Source organism: Streptomyces sp. NBC_00878, from assembly GCF_026341515.1.
GTDB lineage: Bacteria > Actinomycetota > Actinomycetes > Streptomycetales > Streptomycetaceae > Streptomyces.
Genome location: NZ_JAPEOK010000001.1, coordinates 5031360 through 5049314 on the forward strand (window position 1 = coordinate 5031360; position 17955 = coordinate 5049314).

23 protein-coding genes and 3 pseudogenes are annotated in these 17955 nt (G+C 67.5%); 15 read left to right on the plus strand and 11 right to left on the minus strand.

What is annotated here, in order from left to right; genetic code table 11:
- Nucleotides 1–98 precede the first annotated feature (98 nt).
- From OHA11_RS21305 to OHA11_RS21320, 4 genes and pseudogenes are all read right to left on the minus strand, one after another.
- Entirely contained in the window at nucleotides 99–623 is a 525-nt protein-coding gene (locus OHA11_RS21305; RefSeq protein ID WP_266498661.1) for a toxin-antitoxin system HicB family antitoxin, read from the minus strand.
- Nucleotides 624–929: 306 nt separating this feature from the next.
- The gene (locus tag OHA11_RS21310) at nucleotides 930–1670 is read right to left on the minus strand and encodes a hypothetical protein (RefSeq protein ID WP_266498663.1); all 741 of its coding nucleotides are present in this window, start codon (nucleotides 1668–1670) and stop codon (nucleotides 930–932) included.
- An 87-nt stretch (nucleotides 1671–1757) separates the two neighbouring features.
- The gene (locus tag OHA11_RS21315; protein ID WP_266498664.1) at nucleotides 1758–1910 is read right to left on the minus strand and encodes a hypothetical protein; all 153 of its coding nucleotides are present in this window, start codon (nucleotides 1908–1910) and stop codon (nucleotides 1758–1760) included.
- A gap of 18 nt (nucleotides 1911–1928) precedes the next feature.
- Nucleotides 1929–2108, minus strand: a pseudogene (locus OHA11_RS21320) (transcriptional regulator); the annotation flags it as partial.
- 119 nt (nucleotides 2109–2227) lie between these two features.
- Here OHA11_RS21320 and OHA11_RS21325 point away from each other — a divergent pair.
- A complete protein-coding gene (locus OHA11_RS21325) occupies nucleotides 2228–2791 on the plus strand; it encodes a dihydrofolate reductase family protein (RefSeq protein ID WP_266498665.1) in 564 nt (187 codons plus the stop codon).
- A 37-nt stretch (nucleotides 2792–2828) separates the two neighbouring features.
- Nucleotides 2829–2963, plus strand: coding sequence for a hypothetical protein (locus OHA11_RS21330; RefSeq protein WP_266498667.1), 135 nt, complete (start codon nucleotides 2829–2831; stop codon nucleotides 2961–2963).
- A 443-nt stretch (nucleotides 2964–3406) separates the two neighbouring features.
- Here OHA11_RS21330 and OHA11_RS21335 read toward each other — a convergent pair whose 3' ends face one another.
- The 4 genes from OHA11_RS21335 to OHA11_RS48540 all read right to left on the minus strand — a co-directional run bounded on the left by OHA11_RS21335 (nucleotide 3407) and on the right by OHA11_RS48540 (nucleotide 7720).
- A complete protein-coding gene (locus OHA11_RS21335) occupies nucleotides 3407–4042 on the minus strand; it encodes a hypothetical protein (RefSeq protein WP_266498669.1) in 636 nt (211 codons plus the stop codon).
- 306 nt (nucleotides 4043–4348) lie between these two features.
- Nucleotides 4349–5056, minus strand: a complete 708-nt coding sequence (locus tag OHA11_RS21340; protein ID WP_266498671.1) for an ABC transporter ATP-binding protein — start codon at nucleotides 5054–5056, stop codon at nucleotides 4349–4351.
- A 43-nt stretch (nucleotides 5057–5099) separates the two neighbouring features.
- Nucleotides 5100–7202 carry a hypothetical protein gene (locus OHA11_RS21345; RefSeq protein ID WP_266498673.1) on the minus strand — a complete coding sequence of 701 codons (2103 nt, stop codon included), beginning with the start codon at nucleotides 7200–7202 and terminating at the stop codon, nucleotides 5100–5102.
- A gap of 266 nt (nucleotides 7203–7468) precedes the next feature.
- Complete coding sequence (locus tag OHA11_RS48540; protein ID WP_353962973.1) at nucleotides 7469–7720, minus strand: lactococcin 972 family bacteriocin; 252 nt, start codon at nucleotides 7718–7720, stop codon at nucleotides 7469–7471.
- 734 nt (nucleotides 7721–8454) lie between these two features.
- On the opposite strand from OHA11_RS48540, the gene OHA11_RS21350 reads away from it, so the two are divergent.
- Both OHA11_RS21350 and OHA11_RS21355 read left to right on the plus strand, forming a co-directional pair.
- Complete coding sequence (locus OHA11_RS21350) at nucleotides 8455–9948, plus strand: glycosyltransferase family 39 protein (RefSeq protein WP_266498674.1); 1494 nt, start codon at nucleotides 8455–8457, stop codon at nucleotides 9946–9948.
- Between the two features lie 148 nt (nucleotides 9949–10096).
- Nucleotides 10097–10606: a phage antirepressor KilAC domain-containing protein gene (locus OHA11_RS21355; protein WP_266498675.1), complete on the plus strand. Its 510-nt coding sequence runs from the start codon at nucleotides 10097–10099 to the stop codon at nucleotides 10604–10606.
- 111 nt (nucleotides 10607–10717) lie between these two features.
- Here the strand turns inward: OHA11_RS21355 and OHA11_RS21360 are convergent, their stop codons facing one another.
- Both OHA11_RS21360 and OHA11_RS21365 read right to left on the minus strand, forming a co-directional pair.
- On the minus strand, nucleotides 10718–11542 hold the full coding sequence (locus OHA11_RS21360; protein ID WP_323186601.1) for a DUF5753 domain-containing protein: 825 nt from the start codon (nucleotides 11540–11542) through the stop codon (nucleotides 10718–10720).
- A 6-nt stretch (nucleotides 11543–11548) separates the two neighbouring features.
- Nucleotides 11549–11877 (minus strand): annotated as a pseudogene (locus OHA11_RS21365) (DUF6879 family protein); the annotation flags it as partial.
- A gap of 523 nt (nucleotides 11878–12400) precedes the next feature.
- Between OHA11_RS21365 and OHA11_RS21370 the strand changes: the two are divergent.
- Nucleotides 12401–12627, plus strand: a pseudogene (locus tag OHA11_RS21370) (DUF6415 family natural product biosynthesis protein).
- Between the two features lie 521 nt (nucleotides 12628–13148).
- Here the strand turns inward: OHA11_RS21370 and OHA11_RS21375 are convergent.
- Nucleotides 13149–13412 (minus strand): hypothetical protein, encoded by a 264-nt coding sequence (locus OHA11_RS21375; protein ID WP_266498677.1) that lies wholly within the window; start codon nucleotides 13410–13412, stop codon nucleotides 13149–13151.
- A 177-nt stretch (nucleotides 13413–13589) separates the two neighbouring features.
- On the opposite strand from OHA11_RS21375, the gene OHA11_RS21380 reads away from it, so the two are divergent.
- From OHA11_RS21380 to OHA11_RS21425, 10 genes are all read left to right on the plus strand, one after another.
- Nucleotides 13590–14081: a hypothetical protein gene (locus OHA11_RS21380; RefSeq protein WP_266498680.1), complete on the plus strand. Its 492-nt coding sequence runs from the start codon at nucleotides 13590–13592 to the stop codon at nucleotides 14079–14081.
- A gap of 146 nt (nucleotides 14082–14227) precedes the next feature.
- Nucleotides 14228–15337: a hypothetical protein gene (locus tag OHA11_RS21385; protein WP_266498681.1), complete on the plus strand. Its 1110-nt coding sequence runs from the start codon at nucleotides 14228–14230 to the stop codon at nucleotides 15335–15337.
- An 88-nt stretch (nucleotides 15338–15425) separates the two neighbouring features.
- Nucleotides 15426–15572: a hypothetical protein gene (locus tag OHA11_RS21390; RefSeq protein WP_266498683.1), complete on the plus strand. Its 147-nt coding sequence runs from the start codon at nucleotides 15426–15428 to the stop codon at nucleotides 15570–15572.
- Nucleotides 15569–15892, plus strand: coding sequence for a hypothetical protein (locus OHA11_RS21395; protein WP_266498685.1), 324 nt, complete (start codon nucleotides 15569–15571; stop codon nucleotides 15890–15892). The genes OHA11_RS21390 and OHA11_RS21395 overlap by 4 nt, the downstream gene beginning before the upstream one ends.
- Nucleotides 15889–16263: a hypothetical protein gene (locus OHA11_RS21400; protein ID WP_266498686.1), complete on the plus strand. Its 375-nt coding sequence runs from the start codon at nucleotides 15889–15891 to the stop codon at nucleotides 16261–16263. The genes OHA11_RS21395 and OHA11_RS21400 overlap by 4 nt, the downstream gene beginning before the upstream one ends.
- Nucleotides 16260–16457 (plus strand): hypothetical protein, encoded by a 198-nt coding sequence (locus OHA11_RS21405; RefSeq protein ID WP_266498689.1) that lies wholly within the window; start codon nucleotides 16260–16262, stop codon nucleotides 16455–16457. The genes OHA11_RS21400 and OHA11_RS21405 overlap by 4 nt, the downstream gene beginning before the upstream one ends.
- The gene (locus tag OHA11_RS21410; protein ID WP_266498691.1) at nucleotides 16454–17260 is read left to right on the plus strand and encodes a hypothetical protein; all 807 of its coding nucleotides are present in this window, start codon (nucleotides 16454–16456) and stop codon (nucleotides 17258–17260) included. Before OHA11_RS21405 ends, OHA11_RS21410 begins: the two co-directional genes overlap by 4 nt.
- A complete protein-coding gene (locus tag OHA11_RS21415) occupies nucleotides 17257–17433 on the plus strand; it encodes a hypothetical protein (RefSeq protein WP_266498694.1) in 177 nt (58 codons plus the stop codon). Before OHA11_RS21410 ends, OHA11_RS21415 begins: the two co-directional genes overlap by 4 nt.
- Entirely contained in the window at nucleotides 17430–17756 is a 327-nt protein-coding gene (locus OHA11_RS21420) for a hypothetical protein (RefSeq protein WP_266498696.1), read from the plus strand. Before OHA11_RS21415 ends, OHA11_RS21420 begins: the two co-directional genes overlap by 4 nt.
- 2 nt (nucleotides 17757–17758) lie before the next feature.
- Nucleotides 17759–17935 (plus strand): hypothetical protein, encoded by a 177-nt coding sequence (locus tag OHA11_RS21425; protein WP_266498699.1) that lies wholly within the window; start codon nucleotides 17759–17761, stop codon nucleotides 17933–17935.
- The last annotated feature ends 20 nt before the right edge of the window (nucleotides 17936–17955 follow it).

Sequence of the window (17955 nt, forward strand, 5' to 3'; positions counted from 1 at the left end):
GGCGTCCCCGCTGGTGGGACGTGGTGTGGGTGAAGTGGTGTGAGCTGAGAGGTGGTGTTGGCCGAGAGATGGTGTTGGTCAAGTGCTGCGGGGCACGGCTAGCGCACCCAGCCCGTGATGCTCTGTCCGATGGTCGGGATCTTCTCCGTCGTACGCGGCCGGGTGCCGCCGTCGACCGCGGCCGACACGGCGCGCACCAGCCACGCGTTGACCGACAGGCCCTCGCGGGCCGCGGCCTCCTCGGCGCGGGCCTTGAGGTGGGCCGGCAGACGCAGGTTGACGCGAGCGGTGCCGCCCTCGTCGCCGTCGGCCGGGGCCGAGGCCGGGGCGCCGAGCGGTTCGACGGGCGCGGTCGGCTCCGCGGGGGCGCCGCCGTCGCTGGGCGGCAGCGTCACCACAAAGTCGGGGTCGAGCCCGCGCAGCCGTACGTCGACCGAGCCGGGGGCGAGTTCGCGGGTGATCTCGTCCGTCGCGGCGGAGAGCACGTTGAGCATGGTCAGCCGGGTCGCCGACTCCAGGGGAGCGGTGAGCCTCTCGGCCAGCTCGCGAGCTTCGTCGCCACCGGCTTCGGCAGCCACCGCGAGTTCGCGGCGGAGGGTTTCGACGTACGGGGTGAGGTCCATGACGCCATGATGGCACCACATTGGCTCAGCACGCAAGCCGCAAGGTGACACCACTGGGACTGAGCCCGATGAAAACGACCTGACCTGCAAAAACATGATGGCGTCTACCTGAGCAACCATGGCGCCACGCGCGCTCACCCACTCTCAGGAGCGCGATATGGCGTCGCAGTAGCGCGATATGGCATCGAATGGCACCCGAATGACACCCTGGTGGCACCGCGCGACACTGGATGGCGCCAGATGACGCCAGGCGGCGCCGCCCGACGCCATGGTGACGCCAGAGCCGAGGCGCACCGCCGCCGCGAACTACGCGCCGCGGTGCTGGTAGAGGCAGGTGTACAACAGCTCGTCCTCCCAGCCGCCCACCTCGGCGAAGGTGAGCAGGGCAGCCCGCGCGGGCACCTCACACGTCGGCGCCTCGGTGGAGAAGGGAGGCTGCTGCCCCGTCGGGTCGACCGGCAGCATGTCCTGGCACTGGTAGCCCGCCGCGTTCATGAGCAGGATCGCCTCGCGCTCCGGACCGGAGTAGCCGCCCGTGTAGACCAGGCAGTACGAAGCGCCCGGGTCGCCGCCCGTCTGGGGCGTCTGAATGACACGGACCTGCTCCAGCACGGGCCGCGGTTCCTGCCATACCGACTCCGCGGGGACCGGCGCCTCGGCCACGTGCGGCGGGCTCGGCGACGGCGTGGGCGGGGCGGAAGAAGCCGGTGCCTTCCTCATGGCGGGAGGTTCGGGGGTCGCGGCGGCCGCACGCGCGGCCGGAGACGTCGGCTGTGCGGCCGACTCCGGGCCATGATCGGCCAGAACGAACGCCCCGACACCGGCCAGCCCGCCAATGACACCCGCGACCGGGATCACGAGGGCGAGCAGCGGGAGGCGGGGCCGGACCCGACCGCGTACTACCGCCGCGGCGACCGGTCCGGCCGGACCGGCAAGTGCGACCGGACCGGCCGGGCGCACGACAGGGATGTCGTCGAGGGTGTCACCGTTGTGGAAACGGCGAAGCTCCTCGCTGAGATGCGGTGGACGGTGCGGCTTGTCGCTCATGGCTCCCCCTGGCGGTGCGACGCGCGGTGCGCGAGGGAGGGAAGTCTTCCGCGACTTTGCGGTCGTTGTGGGCGCTATGAGCAACTGTCACCGCTCCGTGCACATCCTCGCGGCAACGGTGGACGCCTGGGCCACCAGGAGGCGGACGATCATCGTCTGGCCCGCTTCATCCCGTACCGCCGGCGTGACGATCCGGCACATGGACAGCGACGGGCCGGCCGCGCCGGCCACAGACCGCATCCAGCCCGTCCGGCCGGGTCAGTGGAGCGCGTCGATGGCTTTCACGATCAGGGCGCGGGCGTCGGCTCCGTACACGGCCATGCTGCGCAGCTTCTCGAACGCCCTCAGGTACACGGCAATCTCGCTGGGCTGAGTGATCTTCACCCGGGCGGATACGAGTTCAACCGCCACCATGCGGTCGTCGGAGACATGGAACGTCCCAACCCCACCACCCTGATTTCGTGAGGTGACTCGGACCAAGGGATCCCGCGCGCCGCGACGAGTTCTGCGGTGTCCGGCGGTCGTACTGTTGAACCCGCTACCGAGGAGAACTCCCGATGCGCAGCGTGACCTATTCGATGAGCGTCTCGCTTGACGGCTACATCGTCGGGCCGGACGGCAGTTTCGACTGGTCGGTGCCCGACGAGGAGGTCTTTCGCTTCTGGATCGAGGAGATTCGCGGGGTAGGCGTCCACCTGTTGGGACGACGGCTGTACGAGACGATGCTGTACTGGGAAACGGCCGACCAGGATCCATCGCTCGACGACTCAAAGCTCGAGTGGATCGCGCTCTGGAACCCGCTGCCCAAGGTGGTGTTCTCCACCACTCTGCCGGAGGTGCAGGGCAATGCCCGGCCGGCCTTCGGCGGCCTGGCGGAGGAGATCGAGCGGTTGCGGGCCGGGCTGGGGGAGGGCGACATCGCGATCGGCGGCGCGACTCTCGCCGCCGAGGCGGCCGCGCTGGATCTGATCGACGAGTACCAGACCATGGTCTACCCGGTGCTGGTCGGTGGCGGCATCCCGTACTTTCCCCGGCGCGAGCGCCAGGTGGATCTCGAACTCGTCGAGACCCGCACCTTCAACTCGAAAGTCGTCCACCAGCGCTACCGCGTGACTCGCTAGCCCGCTCGTCCGCCGAGCCCTGGCCTCCACGTTTCGGTTGAGTTCGCTGCAGGCTGCCACGTCGTGGGCCCTGCCACTTGGCGGTGACGAGCGGGACGTCGTGCCCGACGAGTGCGCCATCCCGCGGGCGCCCGGCAACCTCGGCATCGCCCCGAGCAGCGCGAGTGGCTGACGGCTCTCTTTGTCCCTACACGGAAGCCGGATCAGCGAGCGCGACGCTGGGGTGTAGCCACGGCAGGGCCTCAGCCGGCGCGGACGGCTCCTGACACCGTACGTACCTACGACGACGGCATCGTCTGCCGAGGAAGGGCACCTTACGGGCTGCCTTCCCTCGCGAAAGAATGGGCCCATGTCCGATCCTCCTGGATGGCTCCGCCACCTGCACATCGCCCTCGAACAGGCGGCGGGCGACCGTGCAGCTCTCCGCCCACCGCTGATGCAGGTAGGGCTTGTCGGGATCGAGAATGCTGGTCATGCCGGTCCGCCGTCCGACCAGGAACTCGTCTGCGGTGGCCACATTCGCAAGTCGGCGAACCGCGTTGCGGGCCAGGCCCAGTCGGCGGGCGATCGGCTGCTTCCCGAAGCGGAGCTGGGCTACCGACCTGCCCGCGGCCCTCACCACCAGCCGAAACGCCCGGAGAGATACCGGCGGACCCTTACGATAGATCGAGACTCCGCCGACATGCCCGAGACGGACACCGCACCGCTCAACCTTGAAGGCTCGGTTGCCTCCCGGGTGGTCGTGGCATTGGCAGCGAGGAACGCGCCGGCTGCGGCTTCCTCGCTGGAGCTGTAGGTGGCTTCCTCGGGAGCCTCGTCGCCCTGCCCGCTGGCTGCGTTCGCGATCCACCACCAGGTGCCTTCTTCCGGGCGCCAGGTAGTGAGGGCCTCTCCGCCGAACGCCTTGAAGTGGCTGGGCCCGGCAAGCGCCTTCTCGGGGAGCACCGCTCCGGGCCAGCGCTTGCGGGCGGCTTGCCGGGAGATCTTCCACGCAGCTCCCAGGGCGGCGTAGCTCGCACCCTTGGCTCCCGCGATCCGAGCAGACCTCGCAGCAAGGCGCTCGGTCTCGTCGGACGGGGGCCGCCAAGCGGCCAGCGTTGCCAGCGCGGCCTCCATGGAAGTGTCGTCCCACGGGGTGTTGTCGTGGGCGTCGCTGGTCATTCGCCTGCGCATGGCCTGGGCCAGCGGTTGAATCGCGCCGTACAGCGCTCCGATCAACGCGGCCATCTCGGGCTCGGTCGGTTCTGGCATGTCCACGGACGTAACTCAAGTCACGACAACCTGACATGCCGAGACAACCTAGGCTGTCGCCCAATGTGCGGATTCTGGCACCTTGTCCACGTGCAGCGAGGAATGACGGCGGTCTCCAGGAGCACCACGAGCGCCTGCATCACATCCGTGTCCTCAATCAGCGTCACCAGGTCCACACGGAGTGCGGGAGAGGGATTGCTGTAAAAAACGCTCGCCGACAGTACTTTCGCACTTGGGCAGCAACGCAATGTCCGCGGCGACGTCGATGCGTGCGTTGTCTGGGCCGGGTTCCGAGAGCACCTACCCTTACTCAACCGTGACCGCTGCCAGCCGGGCAGCCGTAGAGGGCGCCGCCTTCATGGGGGAACTGACCAGAGACGACTCATTCACGGCAAAGACGGTGTCACATCGATCCTGGACACGATCGTCGTGAGTGGCAATGACTACGGCACATCCGGCCTTGCTCATCTCGCGGAGGATGTCGACGACCATGGTGGCATTGTCATGGTCGAGGGCGCCGGTCGGCTCGTCCGCGAGCACGAGGGCCGGCTGCTTGACCATGAGTCGGGCGAGGGCCACACGCTGCTGTTCTCCGCCGCTGAGGTGGTAGATCTTCTCCTTCTCCCGCTCGCCCAGGCCAACGCGATCGAGGGCCTTGGCGATAGCTGTGCCGACCTCGCTCCGCGAAGACCGCTGTGGTTTGACGGCCACCTTCAGATTTTCGGCGACGGTCGCGTTCTCGATCAGGGCATAGTTCTGGAAGAGGTAGCCGAGAATACTGCTGCGGAAGCCTCGAATCTCGCGTCGACCGAATCGGGTGATGTCCTTTCCCTCGTGACGGATCGCCCCCGCGCTCGGCCTGTCGAGCAGGCCGAGACAGTTGAGAAGGGTGGACTTGCCCGATCCGCTAGGGCCGACAAGGGCGAGCATCTCGCCGCGGCTGACCGTGAAGGTGACATCGGACCACAGGGTCCGGCGGCCGAAGGACTTCGACAGATTCTCGATTTCGATCACGACAGTGCTCCTGCTGAGTGGAAGAGAATCGCATGTGCGGAGCTCACGCCTCGGTTGCCCCTTCTCTGACGATGCGACCGTGGAAAACTGCAAGAGCGAGGAGCACGGCGCCGAGTTCGACAGTGACCAGCCCAGCGATGATGCTGAGATCTAGTTCGGTGAGATGGACGAATGGGCGGGGAAGAGGGGTGCCAGCAGCAGCTAGCTTCTCCAACTCCTGGTTCTGCAGCCATGTTTCGAAAGGTACCCGCGTGGCGAGGAGAACTGCAATGCCCACCTCTATGCTGAGGATGAAGCGGTGGGTGACCGTGTATCTCCAACCACTGATGTGCTGCACGAAGATGGCCTGGGAATTCTTGCGCGAGTAGATGATGCAGACGCCGACGCCAGCGATAAGAAGGACGATCACAGCCAGCACAAGGTTGAAGAGCTGTACTCGAAACTCGTTGACAGCATCCCTCAGTTTCAGGGCGGAGTTCTGGCCGACTGGGCGTACGGCTGTCACATATGTCTGCAGTTTGTTCGCCTCGATGGCACCCAGGACGTCATCAGGGTCGGGAAAGACGACTCCTTCCTGGGTAGCGAATGCGGTATAGCCGTCGTCGGAGAGAAATTTCGAGCCGTTGGGGACCACGACAAGAACCGGGTCGCGCACCAAAGACCGGTCGTCCTTCGGGCTGTGGGCTGCGTTGTAGACCTGGTTTCCGGGGTTGTAGGCGAAGAGACGTTGGCCGCTCTTCGCCCTCAGCGTCTCCAGCTGGGTATGCCGGTTAAAACTTGAAGCCAACACGTTGGGGATTGCCGCGGTTATGGCTGCTGTATGGCGACTGAGGGATTCAGGGATTATGAGCCGCACCGGGTACGCTTCTGGCGCCTTGCCGTCCTGGGCCACCGGGGTGTAGCGCCGTCCCGTCGGGGCGAGAACCGACTGTTTCGCAAGAAAGGTCTCATTCACGACGAGCACCTCTCCCGGCGGCATGTGCGAGTCCTGGGCAAGGCTCTGGAGATCTCGGCGCCCAGCCAGAATGATCTTGCCTTTCCCGTCAGCTTGGCGCAGCCACGGACCCACCTCCTTGATCACCTGGTCCGTTTCGCTGGGCAGGCTGCCGTTGAGGCGGATGGTGACGGCATCACCGGCTTCGGCGTAAGCCTCCCGGCTTTTCTGTCGGACCAGTACATCCTGGCCCGCCGATGCGACATCCATGGCGATGCCGAGGGCGAGCAGCAGTGCGGGGATACGCACCAGGTAAACACTGACAGATGCCGCCCGGGCGGGCAGTTCACCCTTGAGAGCACGCAGTACGTCAACCTTGAAGGTGAGGGCGAGCACGGCCGCGTGGGCGGCTAGCACCAGGAGAACGAACAGACCGGCAAGGCTCGCGGCAACGGCGGCAAACATCCCCAGCCAGGCAAGGCCATTGTAGAAGCCGAGGAAAGCGAGCACCCCAGCTGCCACAACGCCGGCAGCCACCGACCAGGACGCCGTCAGCTGCCTCAGATCACGAACAAGGAGGTCAGCGAAAGACATGCCCTGCAGCCGCAGAACTCCGTACGCCTTCGCACTGAGCAGCACGCTCGCTCCGGTCATCGTCACCGCAGCGAGCGCAACCACCCAGAAGGACCAGGCCAGGACATCACCGATATACGCAGCGGCCAGAGTGGTGTACGAGAGAGGATGGGACACGCTTGCGCGCAGGCCGAGGTCCGCGAACTCGGCAACCAGCGCATCAGCAGCCGCAGGTGACCCGAACACGTAGTACTCGCCCCGCGGATCACGCTGCCCGATCTCGGCGATCGGGTGCACGTCCGTCGTGTAATTCCTGCTGAACGCCGGATAGCCCTCGTCCAGCCACGCGCCCGCACCGGACTGCCGATTGTCCGGGGCCATATACAGATGCCGGTGACCGTCGGGGTCCCTCACATCGGGCACCTCACGAGCCACCGTGACTCCATGGTCGGCCGAAAACGACGCGATCGCCTGGGCGACCTGAGCGCCGCTCACCGAATCGTCGGAGTCGAAGACCCAAATCAGAGCCGAGTTTCCCAGCACCCCGCCCTCATCCAACCCCCGCACGAACAGAAACGCCAACACTGCAGAGAAGGCCAACACGGCGGCGTGAACGAATTTAATACCTCGGTGCAGCATGGGTTTCCTAGATCAGGGCATTCGAGGAGCAAACATCTCTGAACAAGACTGGGATTGTGAAGCGGTCCAGCCGTGTGACGCAAATCTCTCGCCCCGACAGCTGATGCCGAGTCAGGCACGTTTGCCTACGAGAAGCCTCATACGGTGCGATCGCAAGGCGGCCGAGAGCCCTGGCAGCAGAGCTACCTGAACTCTCGGCCAACGCAGCAATCCTGCCGGGCCGCAGGAGACTGACCGCGACTACCGAAAGGCCCAGGAATGCAAAACTACCTCGTGCAGCCCTTGTCCCAGTAGGACGAGCCGACCGAAGAGCTGTCCACCTCCGCCGAGGCCAGAGACCACGGCCCAGGCGCGGTGCAGGCGCTGTAGGACCAGTAGTTACCGTGCACCGAAGACGAGTGGTTTGCGGTCGGGTGCTTGTAGTTCGACCACACGCTGCAACAGCCCACGCCGTAAGCCCACGTGCCGCCACCGACGTTGACAGACGCCAGCGCCGGAGTGGCAGCAGCCATGACCATGGCGGCGCCTGCCACCGCAGCCTTAACCCCGTTGGAGAGTCTCAAGATTGACCCCTAGTCATTTTGTTTTGATCGGGACAGGTCAAGAGCTTGATCGCGAAGCATGGTCTGAGCAACCGGATATCCATGTGATCTAGGTAACGTCGAAATCCGGCCGTGGCCGAAGGAGTAGAGGCCGCAGGCGCTCGAGGTTGACGGCATCAAGAAGTCGTCAGCGTAAGCGGAATGTGGCCACATATTTTCTCCAATAGGACATAAACGCCGGTTGATATCGACGAAAGGTGGCGTTCGTCCGTTGTGTCGAGACGTCGCGCGCACGCCGGGGGAACGAGGGCGCGGAGGCGGAATGCGCCATTCAATGGCCGGATCGATGGCCCAGTGGTGGTGGCCGAAGTCATGGGATCTACTCCCCACCGGGGCAGGTTGGGGCTAAGGTAATCGCTCCTGTCGCGCCGTAATGAGTGGAGGGCATCGGCATGAAGGTGCTCACGCTTAGGCCCTGACGGTGCCTTGCCGCGCCGCGGCCCCGGAAAGCGGCGTCATCTTCCAGGAGCGGCTGTTGTCGAACGAGTCCCGAAGCAGTGGAACTATGCCTCCTGCCATCCGCAGGCGGTGTGGAATTCGCGCCTCTCTGGCGCTCCGCGCTGCACAGCAGTCGGCCGGATAGCTCACTTTCATTGACATAGACCGCTGATGTCGATCCGCACCGCTATCCCGAGGGCCTGAACACCTTCATGACTTCCCACATAGCCGTTCTCCGGCGCTGTCTGCCTGTCTGGGCGATCCCGATGCTGTGGACTCTCGCCTTCGGCCTGTGGGGGCTGTCCCGGCAGCACAGCGTGTGGCGGGACGAGGCCGCGACCTGGCAGGTGGCACAACGGTCAGCAGCCGACATCTGGCACATGCTCGGGCAGGTCGACGCCGTGCACGGGCTCTACTACCTGCTGATGCACGGACTCTTCGAATGGTTCGGACCCAGTACCACGACCCTGCGGCTGCCCTCCGTGCTGGCGATTGCGGTGGCGGCGGGCAGTGTGGCGGTCATCGGCCACCGGCTGGCGGGCGCCCGGGCCGGCCTGGGAGGAGGACTGGCGTTCGGGCTGCTTCCGGCCGTGCAGTTCTATCTCCAAGAAGGCCGCCCGTACGCGCTGGTCGCGGCCGCCGCCGCGATTTCCACACTGCTGCTGGTGACCGCGTTCGAGGGGCGTGGTGGGGCGATGTGCTGGGCGGCGTACGGCACCACAATCCTCCTGTGCGGGCTGTTGAACTGGCTGTCGCTGCTCATACTGCCCGCGCACGTGGCGACCCTGGTCTGGACACGGGCCCGGCGCGGGATCTGGACACGCTGGGCGTCTGCCTCAGCGGTCGCTACAGCGTGTGTGCTGCCGTTGATCCTGTTCAGTCGGAGCCAGTCCAGACAGATTTCCTGGATACCGCCGCTGACCTGGCACATGATGATCGGCCCGGCGGTCCTGCTGGCGATCGGCGGCCTCGGAGCCCTGCTGAATCGGCCGCAGGTAGGCCAATTGTCGGCGGCAGCCATCGGGCTGCCACTGCTGGCCGTGCCGCAGATCAGCCTGATCGGTCTCTCGCTGGTCCAGCCGCTGTTCTTGGACCGGTACGTTCTCTTCAGCCTGCTGGGTCTGGCACTGTTGACCGGTGCGGGGCTGAGTGCGGCGGTGCGAGCAGCCACACCGCGGTTCCCGAGAGCATCGACGTGGGCTCTCCCTGTGGTGGTCGCCGTATCGATGGTGGCGCTGCTGCCGCAGTCGCTTGCCAAGCGGTCTTCGTCGAGCCGGGTGGACGACGTACTGGCGGTGGCAGTAGACGTGCGACGTCTGAAGGAGACCGGGGACGCGGTCCTCTTCGTGCCTGCGGCGCGGCGCGACACCAAGTTGGTCTCCCCCGACGCCTTCATCGGTCTGCGGGACATCGCTCTGACCGAGAGCCCGGCGAAGTCCGGGACACTGAAAGGTGTGGAGGACAGCCAAGTCCGGATACGGGCTGCGATGCTGACCCAGCGGCGGATCCTGCTGGTCACGGACGCAACGAAGGTGGCGAAGCCGGTGTCGGCGAAACGGGACAGGATGAAGATCTCCGTGTTGAAGGAGTACTTCACGGCGGTGGCGGACAAGCAGGTCCGCGGCCGGAGAGTGACGATGTACGAGCGGCTCGCACCAGCCCAACGATCTACCGACGGAAGTCCAGCGGGTAAGCCGGACGTGTAGTCGGAATTCTTTGCTGAGGACACGGGCTCGTCGCCCGACCTGCTGTGTTCCTACCCTAGAACGGCAACAGCGTCGCCTGGGACGGCAACCGCTTCAAAAGGCAGAGTGAACCGCCCTGGTTCGCAAGAAGACGTCGGACTGTCCCGAGTTGGGTGAAGTCGAGGGCAGCACTCTCCCGGGCGCCAAGGTGATCAAGAAGCAGGTGAAGGAGGTCCTCCGGGAGATCCGGGAGACGGGACGGTACGAGGCCCCGGAATCCGGAGCGCCGCAGGACTACGAAGAGGCCCTCGTAAACCTCCTCGACAAGGGCCGGCAGAACAAGGCACTGGAGGCGGCGAACAAGGTCCTCGCGCCGAAGGCGAACAGGTGGGACCAGTTCATGAACTCCGAGGGCCTGATCGGCATGACCGCCATCGCCGACATGCTCAACATGCCCGTGAGGGACATGACGAACTGGCTCGTCGACGAGGGCGTCTTCCATGAGCAGCCCTCCAGGTTCGGCGCGAACAAGAATATGCCGCGCCGCGCGTACCAGTCCTCGGATCACTTCAAGGTCAAGCTGGAGACGAACGGGAAGGTGTCCTACGAGGTGGCTTACGCCACCGTTCTCGGAGCCGACTTTGTCTTCGACCGCTGGCAGGCTCACGCCGCCGCCTAACCGAACGCCTGCAGCTCCGCTCTTCTCTGGGAGGGCGGAGCCGCTGTCGTGCGGACAGGGGTACCCGCCAGCGGGTACCCCTGTCCGCGCAGGGCGTCGATGGCTTTCAGATCAGGGCGCGCGATCCGCCCCGTACACGGCCAGATCCGCCAGCCGGGCGAACGCCCGCAGGTACATGTCCAGTTCACCGGGAGCCGTGACGGTCACCTTCGCCGCGAGCAGTTCCACGTGAACCCGCACGTCGTCGAAGACCGTGAACTGTTCGAGCGGCCACATGTCCCCCTCCCTCGCGGCCGCGGCCGGGATGATGCCCAGCGACATGGACGGCAGGGTCATCGCGACGAGCACGTTGCCGAGCTGGCCGGCCATCACGTCCTGGTCGCCGACCCGATGGTTGAGTACGCTCTCTTCGATCAGCGTCGCGAACCGGTGGTCGCCCTCGTGGATGACCCGGGCGCGGCGCATCCGGACCTTCACCGCATCGGCCACATCGTCGGGAGTGCCGCGGAAGCCCGCGATCGTGCCCATGAGCGCCGTCGCGTAGCCGGGCGTCTGCAGGTAGCCGGGCATGACGTGGGAGGCGTACACGCGGAACAGGCGGGTGCGCTCGTACAACCTCGCGGACGTCTCCGCCAACTGCTTCATGCCCGTGCGCTGGAGCCGCTTCCAGTGCAAGTACATGGAGTCGGCCCGGCGGCTGGCCTCGATCAGGTCTGCCGCCTGGCAGTCGGCATCGCACGCCGCACACCAGGCGCGGATGTCCGCGTCCGCCGGGGCGGTGACGGCGTTCTCGATCCTGGACGACTTGGCGACGGACCAGCCGCACAGGCGGGCCGGCTCCTTACCGGAGATGCCCGCGTCCAGGCGCAGCTCCCGCAGACGGGCCGCGAGAGCCGCGCGCGCTTCCTGCACGCTGGACGTCGGGAACGTGGACATGGCTGGCTACTTGACCTCGTACTCGTCGTGCGGAGTGGCCCGCTCCCAGACGAACGCGGCCGCATGCTGCTCGACCACCGCGGGATCGTCGCTCAGTTCCTTACTGATCCACTCGCCGTCCCCGGCGAAGTGCGGACCCGCATCAGCCGGCCGTCGAAGACCCACAAGTCGGTGCCGGGCAGCAGCAGATCCCAGGCCGCACGGCGCGGCAGCCACCGCACCTGTTCGCCGGCTTCGACGTTGGCGCGGGTCTGGTAGTGCTCCCAGCGGATGTAGTCGGTGACCGGCTCGGACACGACCCGGGCACGGCGCACGGTCACGCCGCGGGCGACAGCGTGTCGCATGAGCTCGTCGTCTCCTCGTCGGCTTAGTAGCTCTGGGTCAGCAGGTCTGATGCGTCCGTGTCTACCCAGACCGTGGGGCATCCGTCCTCGTCTGTCTCGGGGTTGATCCCGACGAAATGAATGTTCATGGTGGCTGGCCTCCCGCGCTAGTCGGTTGCAGCGATTTACACCACCGTCGTGGCCTGGAGTCACATGGCCAAGAGCGCATACCGGCCATGGCCAGGGGTGTCCAACTGCCATGTAATTCGGTGCAACTTCGTAGCCGAGCCGATGCGCGGGTTCCTGGCGTCGGCAGGTACCGACAAGACCCCGACGAGTCGGTCAGGACTCCCGGGGCGTGGCCAACGCTGAGCAGGAGCGCCGGCATGGCAACAAATACCATCCACCCGACCGCCAGCGAAGCCCAGAATCAGGCCCCGCCGGACATTGAGACAATGCGCGAGACCGCTGATCGTCTGCTGGACCGGACGCCATCCCGCTGGCCGCTGCCGAGCTGGACACGCTCACTCTCACGATGCGCGGACATCTGGAGTTGCTGATCCCCGACGTCGAGCGCTCCGTTGGCGGACGCCCCAAGAACGTGGCGCAGTACTGCGCTCTGGCGTGGGTCGGGGAAGCGGGGGGAAGCTGCGCGTCGAGCCGCAGCCCGGCCCTGATGGGGCGGCCGCCCACGCGCGGCGCCTGGCCCGCGTCCTGAACGCCCTGTGCCACCACTACGAGCGGCTCGGCGGGTGCCCGTGAGTGGGACCCGACGCGTATGCCGCTACTGCGACGATCCCAACACCGACCTGGACGGCGCCGTGTGCCTGTGGCATGAGCCCGGCATGCTCGGCCCGGGGTGGGGCGTCTACACACACCGCGAGCACGCCGACCTCCTCACGCCGACCCCCGTGCGAATCCTGATCACGAAAGCGCCGCGGTCGGACGACCGACCCCCGGCCGGGCATGTCCACCGGCCGAGGCCGACCCATGTCCCGGGCCGTGATCGTCTGCACTTCGGGCGAGCACCGGGCGAGCTAACGATCTCTGCGGCTTCGAAACGGACCAAAGGCCCAGGTCAGATTGCCTCTGACCTGGGCCTTGTCGGTAGACCCTGTGGGACTCGAACCCACAACCAATGGATTAAAAGTCTCGATGACTTCATGCCGGACGGTGACGCATGATCCGGCATCGTCCTTCCAGTCCAGGTCAGACGCCGTTTCTCGGTGATGCGGTATCGATCGATACCGCATCGTCCGAAGGTGTCCGGGCTCACGGCGGGCTCACTCGCCTGCCGTCCGTTTCGGCCGGCCGCCCTTCCGTGCGCGACGCTCGGCCAACTCCTGTTCGGCCTTCACGAGGTCGGCGCGGTCCTGATCGTCGCCATGCTCACGAACGCGGCCTCGCATGTGGTCGAGCAGGTCGTTCGTGCGGTCCGTGTCGAGCCTCTCGCAGATCCGTCCGTACGCGTCCCAGAGCGGCCCGGGTACTCGGATGGGGCGGGTCCTCGTATGCCGGGGGGATGGGCTTTCCTGCTCGCCGCTCACGCTGCTCCCTCTCTGTAGATACAGGGAATCTTTGCATGAGCCTTGTGCAACTACAAGGTTTCCGGATACTCTGTAGTTGCAAGGTTAGCTACTCCGGAAACGGAGCGGCCCTCGGACGGTGTTACGAGCACCGACTGAGGGCCTGACGGAACAACCTGATCTAGGCAGGAGCCCGCTGTGTTCAACCTTCTCACGTCCCCCCGGACCGTTCGTACGGTCCGCGGCATCCTCGGCACCGTTGCCGACGCCGTCCGCTCCGTCGTCGCCCCGGCGACGCTCGTCGAGCAGACCGAGACCTCCACGGTCGTTACGACCGTCGAGGCCCCGGACCCGGCTGGCGTCCTCACCGCCGACGAACTCCCCCCGGTCGACACCATCGAGACCGCCGCCCGCGAGTACGAGCGCGCCGCCGACCAGGCCCGCCGCGCCGACCGCGGGAAGCGCGCCGCGAAGAAGGTCCTCGACCGCCTTCCGGCCGGGATCTACGGCGGATGGAAGGTGTTCCGCACCCCGTCCTCGCGGCAGACCCCGGACCTCGCTGCCATCACGGAGACCTACAAGCGCCTCGGTCTCGGCCCGGTGCCGATGAAGCCGTGCGCCCCCTCGCTGAAGGTCGAGCGCGTCGAGTTCGTCCCGGCCGCCAACGAGCTCGCGGCCCTGGCTGCCTAGTCCGCCACCCGCCCGCGCCTGCCCCGCCCGCGTTCTGAAGGACGCGAATTCTACCGCCGGGTAACGGAGTTGGGCCGGACGTCCCCCAAACGGAGAAGGGACGCCTGGCCCACCCCCGGCGGGACGACTACGAGGAGAAGAGCCGCATGCACACCACACCCGAGGGGACAGAGACCATGCAGAACACGACCGCCCTTGCCGCCGCCACCGCCCACCTCGTCGACACCGACCAGCCCCCCGCGACCTTCCGCGCCCGCACCGCGGAGACGGGTGCCGGCAGCCAGCAGCGGGCCCGCGCCGAGGAGCTCGTCGAGGACGGAGCCCGCGAGCACACCAACAACCAGGCCGCCGAGGCTGAGCGCGAGGCAACCCGCCGAAGCCTCCTCGACGACTGGAAGAAGGTCGGCGACCTCCACCGCGAACGCGGCACCTACACCCCGGCTGTGGAGAACTTCTACAACGAGGTCGCGCTCCTCGTCTCCGTCTCCCCGGACCCCGCCGCCACCTTCGACACGCTCCTGAACGTCATCTCCAGCGAGAACGCCAAGAGGAACAAGACCACCGCCGAGTGCCCCGTGTGGCCCGGCATCTGCACCGACACCGCCCCGGGGCACTTCGACCACTTCAACCACGAGCACCGCGTCCTCGACAAGAGCGGCAACCCGCTGCTCGACGTCGGGTTCGTCCAGCTCTCCGACCTCGGCGGCAACAGTCCGGCGAAGATCTACGTCCGCGGCGAGGACTTCGCCCCGGAGGAGATCCCGGCGAAGACCGCGGAGCTCCGGCGGCTCCTCGACACCGCCGACGCCATGGCCGAGAAGGTCCTCGCCATCGGCAAGCCCGAGGTGGCGCCGCACTCGTGGGCGTACACCCTCCGGGGCACTGACACCAGGGTCGACGTCACCTGCCCGCCGTGGTGCGAGAACACCCACGAGATGGATCAGTACTCCACTCAGGTCGCCTCGGACATCTACCACCAGGCGTGGGGCCAGGAGCGGACCGTCGAGGCCACCGACGAGTGCGAGAAGTACGAGCCGCGGCGTCTTCTGTCCGCGCAGCTCGCCGTGATCCCGGACTCCGAGCTGGGTGAGGCCGAGCGCGCCCCGCACGTGAGGGTCGAGGTCGTCGACGAACTGTGGACCCGCGCGATGGGCCGGGACGAGCTGGCCGAGTTCATCGGCACGGTCGAGGGCCAGCTGACCGAGCTGCGGAAGCTCCACACCCGCCTCGTCCAGGTCCGCGCCGAGACCGCCTGAGTCCCACCCGCAAGACGGCCCCGAGGCCGGCGACCCTACCGCCGGCCCGGGGCCTGGATCCGACCCTTTCAACGCAAGGAGTCAGACCTTGTCCAGGACCGTACCCGAGCAGGCCGCGCCCACCCGCCGCCTCGTCGCCGCGGGCGTCATCCGCCGGAGCGCGGACCGCACCACGACCGTGCGCGTCACCGCGGCCGGCGTCACCGGCACCATCCGCAAGGGAGCCGGGCGATGACCAACATCCCCGAGCCCGTCCGCGAACTCCTCGCCGCCGTCCTCGAAGCCATCGACCTCCCGCACCCCGCGACCATCGGCGGTAACGGAACCCACGACCAGCTGCTCGCCGTCCGCGCCTCGCACGCGAGGATCGCGCTGCGGGCCGTCCTCGACGGCGGACCCGACTTGGGCCCCGCCTGGAACGCCGGCTACCTGCGTGAGCGCCTCGCCGAGCACCCTGTCGCCGGGTACGTCACCGCCGACCAGGCGCACGCTGCTCTCGACGCCGGGAAGTCCTGGTCCGAGGCCGTCGCCCTTCCCGTCGGGGAGGGTCAGTGAGCGTCGGCCGCACCGTCACCCTGCAGACCAGCGACCACGGGGACGTCACCCTGCCGTGCCCGGCCTGGTGCGTCGGCCACGCTGACCACGACCCCGAGTCCGCCCGGGCCGACCTGATGCACGTGGGCCCTGAGGTCGACTGCACCCACCTCGGCGTCACCCTGTTCACCGCCGAGCTGGTGCAGTCCCCGTTCGCCGGGCCGAGCTCGCGCTACCTCGGCGGCCGTACGCCTGGCGTCTCCATTCATCCGCTCGGCAAGACCCTCGACCCGGCCGACCTGTACTCCCTCGCCGCGCAGCTGGACGCGTACGCCGACCGGCTGCGCGACATGGCCGACCGGCTCTCCACGATTCTCGGGGGCGCCGAGTGAAGCGCGGCCCCGTCCGTCGGCCGACCGAGCATGCGGCCCTCGCGGCCGTGTGCCGGTCCGCCCGGCGCCTCCCGCCTGTTCCCGCCTTGATGGCCGCGCTGCTCGACGCGAACGAGCGCCGTGACCGCGAGGGCGTCATCATCTGCGCGCACCGTGTGGTGCGCGCCGCCGCCCCGGAGGTGGGCGAGTCGTGACAACTGACAGCACCCGTACGTGGATCCGCCGGACGTCGACCGCGGCCGGCCTCGCCTACACCGCCATCGCCGAGTACGAACTCGCCCGAAGGTTGGGGGCGCAGCAGCCCATCGCGGTCATGCTGCCGCTCTCCCTCGACTGCTACGTGATCGCCGCCCTGAAGTGGTTCCGCGCGTTCGACGTCGCCCTGTCGCTGATCCTGATGTGCGCGGCGCAGGTGGCCGCTCACGCTCTCGACGCGGGTGTCGTGAAGGTGAGCCTCGAACTCGTCACGGTCGTCTCGGTCCTCGTACCGGTGGCTCTGTGGAGGACGCACGCGCTCGCCCGCGGCGAGGATGCGCACGAGGTGCGTGCCCCTGAGCCGGAGTACGCGGCGGCCGTCGAGCGGGTACCCGTACCCGTCGCCGCGCCGCCTGTACCCGAGGTGTACCCGGCGCTCGCTGAGGCCGTACCCGCCGTACCCGCGGCCGTACCTCCGGGCGTCCGACTGCTGCCCACGGCGGCACCCTGCGGGCTCCCTCCGCTCATCCCCGAGCCGGTCGTGCGGGTACCCGTACCCGAGCCCGTACCTGCCCGCGAGTACCCCGTACCCGAGGAGCCGGAGACCCGGGAGCGGACGGTCCCCACGGAGCCCGACGAGGAGCCGGAAGACGAGCCGGTGTACCCGGACCCGCTCATCCGTGAGGTACGCCTCGCTTTCCCCGACGAGGCACCCGGGGTACGGCGCCTGAGGGAGACGTACAAGATCGGCCAGGCCCGCGCGCAGCGCATCCGTGACGAGCTGATGGGGGTGCGGGCATGACGCGTGTCCTGTTCGGCCTCGTCCTCGCGCTGCTCGTCGCGGTCCCGCCGCTCTTCGACATCGTCCTCGCCGCCGCGACCCTGGCCGCTTCTCAGCCGCCGGTCCTCGCGTTCGCCGCAGGCGTCTTCCTCTGGCCGCGCATCGTCCGCCGCGTCCGGGGGTGGCTGTCGTGAGCGACGCCCTCGACAAGGCCGAGGCCGCGGTGAGAGAGGCCTCGACGGACACGGCCGCCGTACAGCTGGCGTTCGCCGCGATGGAGCTGGCGAAGCTCGCCACCCAGCAGCAGGCGCAACAGCCCTCCCAGCAGCACGCATGCGAGCACCAGCACAAGCAGGGCCGCAGCGCCGGCGAGTGGATCGGCATCGCCTGCGCGGTGTGCGTCGGCTCCGTCGGCCTGGCCTTCGCGTCCCTCGCCATCGCCATCGCCGCGTGCTGCGCCACCGGCTGCTTCCTGATCCTCCGGTCCATCTGGCAGAGCACTCAGAAGGGGAAATGACCATGGCTGCGACCAGCAAAGACCCGCACAACGCCCGCGAGTTGGCCCGCGTCGTGATCCTCGGCGCACGCATCGCCCGACGCGAGGCCCGAGGCAAGAAGGTCAAGGCGCTGGAGAACCGCGTCGACCGCATCCGCGAGCAGGCGCAGGCCCGCGAGGACGCCAAGCGCAAGAAGTAGGTACCCCACGGGGCGCCCGC

Coding starts and splice junctions, on each gene's coding strand:
- OHA11_RS21385 (WP_266498681.1), top strand. CDS start 14,228: ATGCACACCACACCCGAGGGGACAGAGACCATGCAGAACACGACCGCC.
- OHA11_RS21315 (WP_266498664.1), bottom strand. CDS start 1,910: ATGCGGTCTGTGGCCGGCGCGGCCGGCCCGTCGCTGTCCATGTGCCGG.
- OHA11_RS21350 (WP_266498674.1), top strand. CDS start 8,455: ATGACTTCCCACATAGCCGTTCTCCGGCGCTGTCTGCCTGTCTGGGCG.
- OHA11_RS21360 (WP_323186601.1), bottom strand. CDS start 11,542: ATGTCCACGTTCCCGACGTCCAGCGTGCAGGAAGCGCGCGCGGCTCTC.
- OHA11_RS21325 (WP_266498665.1), top strand. CDS start 2,228: ATGCGCAGCGTGACCTATTCGATGAGCGTCTCGCTTGACGGCTACATC.
- OHA11_RS48540 (WP_353962973.1), bottom strand. CDS start 7,720: ATGGTCATGGCTGCTGCCACTCCGGCGCTGGCGTCTGTCAACGTCGGT.
- OHA11_RS21335 (WP_266498669.1), bottom strand. CDS start 4,042: ATGCCAGAACCGACCGAGCCCGAGATGGCCGCGTTGATCGGAGCGCTG.
- OHA11_RS21395 (WP_266498685.1), top strand. CDS start 15,569: ATGACCAACATCCCCGAGCCCGTCCGCGAACTCCTCGCCGCCGTCCTC.
- OHA11_RS21310 (WP_266498663.1), bottom strand. CDS start 1,670: ATGAGCGACAAGCCGCACCGTCCACCGCATCTCAGCGAGGAGCTTCGC.
- OHA11_RS21305 (WP_266498661.1), bottom strand. CDS start 623: ATGGACCTCACCCCGTACGTCGAAACCCTCCGCCGCGAACTCGCGGTG.
- OHA11_RS21345 (WP_266498673.1), bottom strand. CDS start 7,202: ATGCTGCACCGAGGTATTAAATTCGTTCACGCCGCCGTGTTGGCCTTC.
- OHA11_RS21425 (WP_266498699.1), top strand. CDS start 17,759: ATGGCTGCGACCAGCAAAGACCCGCACAACGCCCGCGAGTTGGCCCGC.
- OHA11_RS21415 (WP_266498694.1), top strand. CDS start 17,257: ATGACGCGTGTCCTGTTCGGCCTCGTCCTCGCGCTGCTCGTCGCGGTC.